Annotated in this window: 12 protein-coding genes; all 12 read left to right on the top strand. The window is 50.1% G+C overall.

Going from position 1 to position 11713, the window contains the following annotated elements:
* Positions 1-7 precede the first annotated feature (7 nt).
* Genes PHO67_02295 through PHO67_02240 form a run of 12 tightly spaced genes read left to right on the top strand, consistent with a single transcriptional unit; the run spans position 8 to position 11712 of the window.
* Positions 8-931 (top strand): phosphoglycerate dehydrogenase, encoded by a 924-nt coding sequence (locus PHO67_02295; protein ID MDD5545978.1) that lies wholly within the window; start codon positions 8-10, stop codon positions 929-931.
* Entirely contained in the window at positions 928-1845 is a 918-nt protein-coding gene (locus PHO67_02290; protein MDD5545977.1) for an NAD(P)-dependent oxidoreductase, read from the top strand. The genes PHO67_02295 and PHO67_02290 overlap by 4 nt, the downstream gene beginning before the upstream one ends.
* The gene (locus PHO67_02285; protein MDD5545976.1) at positions 1842-2507 is read left to right on the top strand and encodes a cyclase family protein; all 666 of its coding nucleotides are present in this window, start codon (positions 1842-1844) and stop codon (positions 2505-2507) included. The genes PHO67_02290 and PHO67_02285 overlap by 4 nt, the downstream gene beginning before the upstream one ends.
* On the top strand, positions 2500-3141 hold the full coding sequence (locus tag PHO67_02280; GenBank protein ID MDD5545975.1) for an HAD family hydrolase: 642 nt from the start codon (positions 2500-2502) through the stop codon (positions 3139-3141). Before PHO67_02285 ends, PHO67_02280 begins: the two co-directional genes overlap by 8 nt.
* Positions 3142-3147: 6 nt before the next feature.
* On the top strand, positions 3148-4875 hold the full coding sequence (locus PHO67_02275; GenBank protein ID MDD5545974.1) for a hypothetical protein: 1728 nt from the start codon (positions 3148-3150) through the stop codon (positions 4873-4875).
* Positions 4862-5785 carry an SDR family oxidoreductase gene (locus PHO67_02270; GenBank protein ID MDD5545973.1) on the top strand — a complete coding sequence of 308 codons (924 nt, stop codon included), beginning with the start codon at positions 4862-4864 and terminating at the stop codon, positions 5783-5785. The genes PHO67_02275 and PHO67_02270 overlap by 14 nt, the downstream gene beginning before the upstream one ends.
* A 1-nt stretch (position 5786) precedes the next feature.
* Positions 5787-6755: a glycosyltransferase gene (locus PHO67_02265; GenBank protein MDD5545972.1), complete on the top strand. Its 969-nt coding sequence runs from the start codon at positions 5787-5789 to the stop codon at positions 6753-6755.
* Positions 6752-7684, top strand: a complete 933-nt coding sequence (locus PHO67_02260) for a GDP-mannose 4,6-dehydratase (protein MDD5545971.1) — start codon at positions 6752-6754, stop codon at positions 7682-7684. The genes PHO67_02265 and PHO67_02260 overlap by 4 nt, the downstream gene beginning before the upstream one ends.
* Positions 7684-8859 carry a glycosyltransferase family 4 protein gene (locus tag PHO67_02255; GenBank protein ID MDD5545970.1) on the top strand — a complete coding sequence of 392 codons (1176 nt, stop codon included), beginning with the start codon at positions 7684-7686 and terminating at the stop codon, positions 8857-8859. The genes PHO67_02260 and PHO67_02255 overlap by 1 nt, the downstream gene beginning before the upstream one ends.
* A gap of 1 nt (position 8860) precedes the next feature.
* A complete protein-coding gene (locus tag PHO67_02250) occupies positions 8861-9556 on the top strand; it encodes a glycosyltransferase family 2 protein (protein MDD5545969.1) in 696 nt (231 codons plus the stop codon).
* The gene (locus PHO67_02245) at positions 9557-10258 is read left to right on the top strand and encodes a class I SAM-dependent methyltransferase (GenBank protein ID MDD5545968.1); all 702 of its coding nucleotides are present in this window, start codon (positions 9557-9559) and stop codon (positions 10256-10258) included.
* Positions 10255-11712: a radical SAM protein gene (locus PHO67_02240; GenBank protein ID MDD5545967.1), complete on the top strand. Its 1458-nt coding sequence runs from the start codon at positions 10255-10257 to the stop codon at positions 11710-11712. Before PHO67_02245 ends, PHO67_02240 begins: the two co-directional genes overlap by 4 nt.
* Position 11713 lies beyond the last annotated feature (1 nt).

Genomic DNA, 11713 nt, shown 5'->3' with positions numbered 1-11713 from the left:
GGAGCCCATGAAAAAAATATTTATTTCGACATCGAGTTTTGGGGAATTTGACCGCGCGCCGCTTGACCTGCTCAAAGAGGCAGGTTATGAGGCCGGCCTGAACACGAACGGCAGGAGCCTGGCAAAAGACGAGATAGCCAAGCTCGCTTCGGGTGCGGTAGGCATCGTCGCCGGGACCGAGCCGCTCGACAGGGATAACTTGGCCCGCCTTCCCGGCCTTAAAGTCATATCACGCTGCGGAGCCGGGATGGATAATGTGGACCTGAAGGCAGCCGCGGAGTTAGGCATACGCGTCTTTAATACGCCCGACGCCCCGACGCTCGCCGTGGCTGAGCTTACCGTGGGATTATTGTTAAGCCTGTTGAGAAGGACGTCCCAGATGGACAGGGAGATCCGCGGCGGGAAATGGAAAAAAAGGATGGGAAGCCTCCTGAGCGGGAAACGGGTCGGCATAATCGGTTTTGGCCGCATAGGAAGGAAAGTGGCGGAGTTATTGGGCCCGTTTAAATGCGAATTGTCATATTATGACATAAAGGATGCCGCCGGGCAGCCGGCCGCAGGCGCCAAAAAGACCGGGCTCGACGAATTATTAAGTACGTCCGATATAGTTCTGATACACGTCTCCAAGACAAAAGAAGGATACCTGCTGGGGGAGAACGAGCTTAAGAAGATGAAGAAACTTGCGTGGGTCGTCAATGTGTCGCGCGGAGGAATGGTCGACGAAGCGGCCTTATGCCGCGCCTTGAAAGACGGCAGCCTGTCAGGGGCGGCAATGGATGTCTTTGAGCAGGAGCCCTACCAGGGGCCTTTAAAAGAGATGGAAAATGTCATACTTACGCCGCACATCGGTTCTTATGCCAGGGAGGCAAGGATACAGATGGAGGTGGAAGCGGTGAAGAATCTGTTAAAAGGACTGGAGGACGTTAAATGAAAGTCATAGTCTTTGGCGGTTCGGGATTCCTCGGCAGTCATGTGGCGGACGCCCTGACCGATGCCGGGCACGATGTCATAGTTTATGACCTTGTCCGCTCACAATATCTCAAGAAGGGGCAAAAGATGATCGTAGGCGACGTGCTGGACGAGGAATTGGTGTCAAAGAGCATGAAGGGGTGCGAGGTCGTCTATAATTTTGCCGGAATTGCGGACATAGAGGAAGCGAGCAAGCGGCCTATCGATACCGTGAAGGCCAATATACTCGGCAATTCCGTGCTGCTGGAAGCCGCAAGGAAAGCCGGCATCAAAAGGTTCGTATTTGCCAGCTCCCTTTACGTCTACAGCAAGGCCGGTTCGTTCTACAGGAGCGCTAAACAGGCATGCGAGTTCTTGATCGAGGACTACCACGAAGTGTACGGCCTTCCCTATACGATCCTGCGTTACGGGTCCCTTTACGGCCCGCGGTCGGATAAAGGCAATTTCATCCACAGGATAATAAGAGAGGCCCTGACCGAAGGCAAGATAAGGCGGTACGGCGACGGGGAAGAATTAAGGGAATATATACACGTATTCGACGCCTCCAAAGGAAGTGTTGAAATACTCGCGAAGGAGTTCTCCAACCAGCACGTGATCCTCACCGGGAACCAGCAGATGAGGATAAAAGACCTCCTCGTCATGATACGCGAGATGTTCGATAACAAGATAGATATCGAATTCCTGTCCCCGAGGGAGAGCGGCCACTACGAGATAACGCCTTATTCGTTTAAGCCCAGGATAGGCAAGAGGCTGGCGAGCAAGACTTATCTCGACCTGAGCCAGGGGATCCTGGACAGCATTTATGAAATGCACAAGCAATTCAGCCCGCGCGCGGATCATGCCGTAAAAGCAGCTAAAAAGAAAGCCGGAAAATGATATACAGGTTTTTATCCCATCTCTTAACGGATAAATTGCCCGCGTACGGCGGCGGACACTCCCTCGATATGGCCAAGACAGGTTCTATCTCAGGGGGCGGCTCGGCTAACATCTACCGGTTTTCGATGGGAAGCCATTGGGGTACCCACGTAGATGCGCCCAATCATTTTTTTGAGGCCGGGAAGAAGGCCGCGGATTATCCGCCCGAATTTTGGGTCTTCAGGGCTCCCCAGGCCATTGACGTCACGCTGGCCCCTTCGGAGCTTTTGAGCGCCGGCAAGTGGCTGGAGAAGATAGACGGGTCGAAGGACATCCTGCTTTTGAAGTCCGGCTGGACAAGGCACAGGGACAAGGAATTGTACTGCAAGGAGAACCCGGGGATACACCCTGACGTGGGGATGTATATAAGGAAGAAGCTGCCTAACATAAGGGCCGTGGGGATCGACTGGATATCCGTTTCCCCGTTCTGCGCCCGTCCTATCGGCAGGCAGGCCCACAAGGCATTCCTGGACCCGGAGGGCGAGAACAACCCCGTCCTTATAATAGAAGATATGGACTTATCGTGCGACCTAAAGGGCCTGTCCGAAGCGACGGTCTCGCCGCTTAGGGTTGAGGGAGCAGACAGCGCGCCATGCACTATCATAGGAGGTTTTAGTGATTAAGGCGATAGTATTCGACTTCGACGGCGTCCTCGTTGAATCGGTCGATATAAAGACAAACGCGTTCGCCAGGCTGTTTGAGGATGAAGGCCCTGAGATCGTCAAGCAGGTCGTCGATTATCATGTGAGGCATACCGGCGTATCAAGGTTCGATAAGATAAAATATTTTTACAAGACGCTCCTTAAGAAGGAGCTTACGGAACGCAGGTTCAAGGAACTCTGCGAGCGTTTCTCCGGCCTTGTCCTCGAAGAAGTCGTAAACGCCCCTTATGTCAAAGGCGGCAGGGAATTCCTTGAAGCTTACAGCGCCGGATACAAATGCTTTATCGCGTCCGCTACCCCGCAGGAGGAGATCGAAGAGATAGCGCAGAAGAGGAAGATGGCCCGGTATTTTGCGGGTATTTACGGCGCGCCCAAATCGAAATCGGCCATCGTAAAAGATATCTTAAGCGGAAACCGGTTATCGCCCGGCGAGGCGGTGTACGTCGGCGACGCGATGAGCGATTATTCGGCGGCAAAAGATAACGGCGTCAGGTTCATCGCGCGGATAAACGGCAATACCGGTATTTTCGCGGCGGTAGATTGCCTGAAGATAAACGACCTGTCCGGATTGTCTTCTATCCTGGGATCCTTATAATATTTAATGGTATACATTGTCTTTCCGGAAGATAGACGTAATATAGAAAAATTAAAAGGCTTGTCCTGGTCTTACCTGGGCGTCGATAAAGGATCTTGCCCGGCCGAGGCCGTCCTCGGCAGGCAGAAAAGGGTATTTGTGGGCAAGGGGATAGAACGGATTGTCTCTCTGGTCAGGGATAATTACATCGACTATATAGGAAAGGTCTCGACGCTCCAAAAGGACAGGGTACTGTGGTATTCGAGCAGGGTGGCATCTAAGTCGACTTCCCAGATGGCCATGTTCCACCAATATGTATATATCAAGCTCATAGGATCCTATGCGGCTTCCAAAGGCAGCCATGTATTTTTGGCGGACGACATCCGGCTTTTGGCGAATCTTAAGCGGCTCCGGCTTCCGAATACAGAGGTCTGCGGGCCGGTGGCTCCGGACTATCTAAAGACGGCCCTGAAAAAGATCAAGGGCGCCCGGGCGTTCTTTGACATATTTTTCCATTGGCTATTTTTCAGGTTGTTCTTTACTTCCGCCGGGCCTAAAGCCGGCGATACCTTGCTGCACAGCTTTATCGACGACAGGGTCTTCTCGCGGCTTCCGGAGTACAATGACCCATACTTCGGGGGGTTGGAAAGTTTTTTAAGAAAGAACGGCCGTGGTGTCTTCAGGGTAACGCCGCTTTTTGTAGAGCGTAAACACGCGATTGAATTGAAAAAAAATTTTAAGGATATCGCGCTTCTCCTGCCATATTTAAGATTGGCAGACTTTTTGCGCGTATTCTTTACCAGGATGTCTATTGACTGCGGGCCCTCCGAAGACAGCGGTATCAAAGACAAGGAATTGCTGGATTTTCTCCTGAAGAACGAAGAAAAGAACGAGAACGAGACGAACGGCTTCCAGGCGTACCTTTTCTATTATTACTGTTACAGGAACCTTGCAAAAAAGCTGGCTCCGGGGACTTCTATGATATATCCGTTCGAGAACCAGCCGTGGGAGAAGATGCTCAACCTTGCTTTCGGTGAGAAGGTAAAGAAGATCGCCTACCAGCATATGACGATTCCGGTCAATTGGCTGGATTACCACGTTTCGGTTTTCGAGAAGGATGCGCCCCTGCCGGAGGTGATACTGGCTGCCGGGAAGAAGTGGCTCGATTTTTTAAAAGATCGCTATAGGGCCTGCCGGGTGGAGGAGGCCGGCGCTACCCGGCTTCAGCACCTCTTTCTTCGCGGCAAGGACCGTAACGGGAGGAAGACGAATAATATCGTCGTTGCCCTTCCTATTTTCCCCGAGGTAACAGTATCTTTACAAAGGCAGGTCCTCGCGTGCCTGGCTAGCGGTGAATTCAACGGATATAAGTTCCTTATCAAGCCCCACCCGTATTCATGGGGCTCAGTCTTACTTGCCAAAGAGTTCTCCGGATATGAAAATTGCGAATTTACCGGAAAAGACATGAGTGGACTGCTGGAGGATTGTTTTTTGCTGGTCACCTCCGCGTCAACGGTAGTGTTTGAAGCCCTCTCACTGGGCGTTAAAACGCTGTATTACATCCCCGAGGGTATTTCTTTGGGGCTCGAGTATTTTATAAGGGACTATTTAGAGGTTTCTTTTGCGGACGATTTCAAGGAGAAGCTTGTTGCCGCGCTTGGGACTAAGGAGTACCCCGAATTTAATATTAAGGAATTTTTCTCCCCGCCGGATTATTTAGTCTTCTTAAAGCATGTTACGCATGGTACGGGTTAAGGGAAGGATAATGGGAAAAAACAGGATATTGATCACCGGCGGCACGGGATTGCTGGGAAAAGCGCTTATCGAGACCGGCGGGGATGCCAAGATAGGTGCCGCCTATATCGGCGCCTATAACATGCAAGACGGGGCAAATGTCGCCTACCATAAGGCCGATATCTGCAAAAAGGACGAAATGCGCAGTCTCTTTGACAAGGCAAGGCCCCAGGTCGTCATACACACGGCCGGCGCCGCAAGCGTAGATTATTGCGAGCGAAATTACGATGTTGCCCGGAATTCAAACGTATTCGGCACGCAGGTCATTACGGAATTATGCAGGGAATACGGCTCGGAGATGGCCTTCATATCCACAAACGCGGTTTTTGACGGCAAGTCCGCCCCCTATTCGGAGGACGATAAGCCCTCGCCCATCAACAAATACGGCGAGATGAAACTGGAAGGGGAAAAGATCGTCAGGGAGAGCGGCTTGAAGCACCTCATCGTCAGGCCGATACTGATGTATGGCTGGAATAACAAAAATGAGCGGTCTAATCCCGTTACCTGGTTGATCCAGAAGCTTGGCCGCGGCGAAGGGGTGAAGATGGTGAACGATGTCTTTGAAAATCCGTTGTTAAATACCAGTTGCGCCGAGATAATATGGGCCCTTATAAGATCGGGCAAGGAGGGGCTTTATCATATAGCCGGGAAAGATATCTTGAACCGGTATGAGTTTGCCCTTCTTGTGGCGGATATCTTTGGGTTAAACCGCGCCCTCATCAGCTCCGTTTCAAGCGCCGCATTCAAAGATTTGGCGCCTCGTCCGAGCAACACGAGCTATAACACCGCCAAGATCGAAAGAGAACTGAAGATAAAGCTTTTGACCGTAAAAGAAGGGCTGGAATTAATGAAGAAATCAGCCCAAGGATGATATGCCAAAGGTAAGCGTCGTTATACCCGCATATAACTGCGAAAGGTTCATAGCTGCCGCCGTCAATAGCGTGCTGGGGCAGTCTTATAAAGATTACGAATTGATCGTCGTGAATGACGGCTCGACGGATTCCACGGAAAATGCCCTTTCCGGATTTCGTTCCAGGATCACCTATATATCCCAAAAGAACGGGGGCCCGGCAAATGCCAGGAACGCGGGAGTTTTAGCCGCGGAGGGGGAGTATGTGGCATTTTTGGACCAGGATGACGCGTGGTTGCCCGATAAGCTGGGAATGCAGGTCGATCTTTTTGAGAAGAAGGGGTCGTTGGGCCTTGTGTATGCCGATGAATACATGTTAAAAGACGGTTCTTTTAACGATTACGGCCCCGGGAACTTGAGGACTTTTCAATTCAGGCCCCCGCACAGGGGAAAAGTCTTCAAATACCTGTTTGCGCAAAATTTCATTCCAACATCTTCGGTGATGGCGCGAAAAGAGTGTTTTAGCAAAGTCGGCCTCTTCAATTCAGCGCTTGTCCCGATAGAGGACTACGACAGATGGCTGAGGATCGCGGCTTTTTACGAGGTTGATTTTATCGACAGGCCTTTAGTCAGGTACAGGGACCACGCCGCCACATTCCGAAAGGACGACGTAAGGACTTTTACCAATATCGTAAATACCCTTAAGGGCGTTATCGCGGATTACCCGGATCTCAACGGCCTCATCGACAGGAGGGGGAGAGGGGAGTTGTCGAGGTTCCATGTTATTTTAGGAAGAAGGCATTTACGCAGGAATGACCCGGGGAAAGCGCGGGAAAATTTCAAGTCCGCATTGAAAGTGTCGGGATTTCCGTCCTTCATTTTGTATGTTTTCGTGTCACCCGCTTATGCGCACCTTAGGGGAATATTCATTAAACTGGCATCAAGGGTCCGGCTGCGTATCAGGCACATCCGAAGGAAGGTAAATACATGAAAAAAATCTTAGTCACGGGAGTCAGCGGTTTTACGGGAAGGTATTTTGTCGATTTCGCCGGCAAGATGAGGCCCGGGACGGTAAGGATCTTCGGGGTAGATAAAAAGTGTTTCCCGGGAAGTCCGGAGGATTTTAAATTCATAAAGTCAGACCTACTCGACAAGGGGAAGATCTCGAAGATCATAGGCGATATCCGCCCCGATTATATTTTGCACCTGTCGGCATTGCTTTTCAGCAAGGATCATGAAGACCTGCTGAGATATAACGTACTTGCGACGAAGAACATCTTTGACGCTGTGATCGAGAATGGGTTATCTCCGCGGATACTGGTTATCGGCACTTCCGGCGAATATGGGATAAGCAGACGGAATATACCATTGAAAGAGACAGGCCCTTTGGCGCCTATAACGGCTTACGGCCTCAGTAAGGCGGCTCAGACGCTTTTGGCGTTGCAATACCATCAAGGATCCGGCTTGGACATAGTCGTCGCGCGGCCTTTTAACCTGATAGGGCCGGGCCAGACATCACAACTGGTTTGCGGTTCGATCATCAACCAGATCAAGGATATGGGTCTGCAGGGGAGCAGGAAAGGCAGGTTGCTGATAGGAAACCTTCATACGAGCAGGGATTTTATAGATGTTAGGGACGCGGTCAGGGCTTATTGGATGCTTATGGCATGCAAAAAACCGGTCGCGGGAGAGATATTTAACGTAGGCAGCGGAAAACCGCATTCGGTGCGGGAGATCGTAAAGATACTTTCCGGCCTTTGCGGGAGGAAATTTTCGGTCGAGCAGCGAAAAGACAAGGTCATGAAGAAAGACATACCGGCGCAGACAGCGGATATTACCAAGATCAAGGCATTGACGGGATGGAAACCGGAGATCCCGATAAGCACATCCCTTATGGATATGTACCTTAATACGCCGTGATGGATATAGCTATAGTGACTCCCGCGCTGAATTACGGCGGCGGGGAGAGGCAGGTTGAATTTCTGGCGTCAGGGTTGGCCGGCAACGGGCACTCGGTAAGAGTCTATTGTTTCTTCGACGACGGCCCGATAGCGGACAGGTTGGCCGGAAAAGGGATAAAGGTCCATAGGCTATATAACCGGGCCGTCACCGGGGACGGTCCGAGGAAAAAAGTCGGCGGGCCCGCGGAAGAGGCCGGCGTTTTCAGGAAAAGCGGCGATGCCGTCGACAGGTTAAGGCGGCTGGCTAACGAATGCCTGGCGGCTTTAAAATTATTTGCCGCCTTTGCGAAAAAAAGGCCGGATGTCGTCCATCTATACCAGAACCAGACCAAGATGGCTGTCCTTGCCGGCAGGATGGCCGGCGTAAAAAGGATAATCTACACCGAAACGTCCCTTATCGGGGATTGGCTTTCGCCTTCCCAGTTGTCGGTTATGAGGTTTTTCTGGAGGCGATGTGATGCTATAATAGCCCTCTCGGAATCTATGAAACGGCACATGGTAGGCCTCGGCGCCGCGGTTACGGACAAGCTATACGTCGTACCGACCATGCTCCCTTCTCCCGGAAAGAATGCAATAGTGCCCGTTGAGGGGAAGGGGGATGTAAGCGTAGGCATCGTCGGCAGGCTTACCCCGGAAAAGGGGCACGTATTTTTTTTAAAGGCCGCGGAGTTGATAAATAAACGACGCAGTAATATCAAATTCATTATCGCGGGCCAGGGCTATCTGAAAAACGAGCTAATCAGCCTCATCGAAATAAACGGCCTGGCCGCAAATACAGAGTTGACCGGCGCGTTTAAGGATATATCCGATATCATGTGCCGCATCGATATACTTGTGCTTTCTTCCCTGACAGAGGGCGCGCCATTGGTCCTGCTTGAAGGTATGGCTTACGGCAAACCTGTAGTAGCCGCCGATGTGGGGGGAGTAAGTGAACTGGTAGTTGAAGGCAAAACAGGTTTTTTGGTCGCTCCTAAAGACCCTGAGGCATTGGCTGATGCCATACTTAAGCTTGCCGGGGATCCGCAAATGAGGAAGAGATTCGCTGAGGCAGCGATCAACCGGTTCACGGAGAGATATTCCTCCGGGAAACTTATCCCGGAAATAGAATCGATATACCGCGGAGGCATGGATTGAAATGAAGGTATCCGTCATTATCCCTGTTTATAACGAAGCAAGGACAATAAAAGAGATCTTGAAAAAAGTCACGGATAGCGATGTCGTCGACGAGATAATCATCGTCGATGATTTTTCTAAGGACGATACCATGAAGATCCTGGAAAGCCTATCCCTTAAAGGGGTGAAGGTATATTCTCATGATAAAAACCGCGGAAAGGGCGCGGCTATCCGTACAGGCCTCAAAAATGCGTCCGGCGACATAATAATCTTCCAGGATGCGGACTTAGAATATGATCCGGGGGATTATCCGGAGCTCGTGAAACCCATCAAAGAAGGCAAAGCGGATGTTGTATATGGTTCGAGGTTCCTGAACAGAAAAGACCTTTTCCATTGCAAAAAGGTATTTTATCTGACGCATTTTATAGGAAATAAATTTCTTAATTTTATGGTGATGCTTCTTTACGGGGCAAGGCTTACAGATATGGAGACTTGTTATAAGGTCATCAAAAAAGAGATATTGGACGGAATAGACTTATCTGCCAGGGGGTTCGAAATAGAGCCTGAAATAACCGCAAAATTGTTGAGAAAAGGGGTAAAAATATACGAGGTCCCTATTTCCTATGTTCCGAGAGATTACCAGGAAGGCAAAAAGATCTCATGGCGGGATGGCTTAAAGGCATTATACGTGCTCGTAAAATACAGGGTAGGGAAATAAATGCCCAAAGTCGTTTTTGATACGCTTACTTTCATGTCAAGGCTCGAGCGTTTGAAGTCCTGGTTTTACAAAAAGATCGAGCCATACCTCGGAGAGAGGATCCTGGAGGCGGGATGCGGGACCGGGAACCTGACTTCTTACATGTCGGGCAAACAGCTGGTGCTGGCAGTAGACAATGACTCCGACATGCTGGATGAATGCAGGAGCAGGTTTTCGGATAATCCGAACGTAAAATTCCTAAGATACGACTTAACCGACCCGTCGATAACAAAGCTTTCGGGAAATAACCTGGATACGGTCGTTTGCGTCAATACCCTCGAACACATAAAGGATGACGAGGCGGTTTTGAATAATTTCAACTCTATATTAAACAAAGAGGGCACCCTTATCTTGTTGGTACCCGCCTTCCAATCTTTATACTGCAGCCTTGACAGGGCGGCAGGTCACTACAGGAGGTACAGCCTGTCAGAGGTATCGGAAATGATAGAAAAATGCGGTTTTACCATCGACAAAAAGATGTATTTTAATTTTTTCGGACTGATCGGGTGGTTTTTCAACGGGAAGGTCTTGAAAAAAGAAAAGATCTCCACCAGGCTGTTGAGCATGTTTAATTTCTTGACTCCGTTGCTGGATTTTTTCGAGAACCTGATAGGGCCTCCTATAGGCCTATCTATCATATTGATATGCAGGAAGAGGGGATGAAGGTCTTATTTTTCCACAGGAACGCGGAATGGATGGGGATCGAATATCTTTCTAGCTCCCTGAAGAGGGCGGGGCACGACACCGAGCTGCTCTTCGACCCCGGTTCGGGTGACGTGGAGTATAAATTTAATATCATTGAAAGGTATTTCGACGTTTCCGGTAAAATGATAAAAAAGGCGAAGGCGTATAAACCCGACCTCATAGCGTTCTCTTGTTTGACCAATTTATACCCTTGGGTCTCCAAAATGGCTTCCCTGCTGAAAAAAGAAATGGCCGTGCCTATCATTGTGGGAGGCCTCCATCCCACCATTCTGCCCGAGTTCGTCATAAAAAACCCGGATATAGACATGATTTGCGTCGGCGAAGGCGAAGAGGCCCTGGTAGAATTGGCGAATAGCATGCAAAATGGGAAGATCGATCACTCGATAAAGAACATCTGGTTCAAGAAGGACGGGGAGATCGTCCGGAACCCGTCCAGGCCCCTGATGCAGGACCTGGACTCCCTGCCTTTCCCGGACAAGGATATGTTCAGGAGGTACGGATGTTTTTCGGACAGGCTTTATGTCATGACCGGCAGGGGATGCCCGTACCAATGCACGTATTGTTTTAATTCTTACTACAGGAAACTGTTGAACCAGCCGGGCCATTCCTATACCCGCCGCAGGAGCGTCGGAAGGGTGATAGAGGAGCTTAAATATTTCAAGTCCAGGTACCGCATCAAGGAGGTCTTCTTTTACGACGATGTATTTACGATAAACGACGCTTGGATCAGGGACTTTGCCGGCAGGTATAAGAAGGAGATAAACTTGCCTTTTAAGGTCCTGGTGCACCCAAAGAATGTCAAGAAAGACATTATGCTGCTCCTGAAGGAGGCGGGGTGTATCTATGTGGATATCGGCCTGGAGTCGGGGAGCGAGGACGTAAGGTATAAATTATTAAAAAGGAACATGAGCAACGACGATATTATTGATACGGCCAAGGTCCTGAAAGAGGCAGGGATCAAGTTCTGCACATTGAACATAGTGGGTTTCCCGACGGAGACGACCGAACAGATGTGGGAGACTTACGAGTTGAACAGGAAGATAAAACCTGACGGGACCATCGTGTCGATTTTTTATCCGTTCCCGAAAACAGAGTTGGCGGATTTCTGCGCTGAACGCGGGTTCATAAAGGAAGGCGAATACGAAAAGATCTGTAACGGCGAGGGAGGGTATAAACAGGGGTCGCTTATCAGGGATATAGACGAGAAAGAGGCCTTGAGGTTGCAAGTATTGATCCCTTTTCTCACCAGGATGCCGGCGTTTTTGCACCCCGTGATCAAGAGGATGCCTATCAACGGCTTCACTAGGATCATCTCTATACCGTTCCTTTCCGTTCCCAGGAATGCCTATATACGCATCAAGGAATCTTTAGTCATGTTCGTGAAATCCCATTGGAATTACCTGTGGACATAAA

The organism is Candidatus Omnitrophota bacterium (genome assembly GCA_028716565.1).
Lineage (GTDB): Bacteria > Omnitrophota > Gorgyraeia > Pluralincolimonadales > Pluralincolimonadaceae > Pluralincolimonas.
Note: the sequence above shows the minus strand (reverse complement) of the source record. Positions and strands in the feature narration are given on the sequence as shown.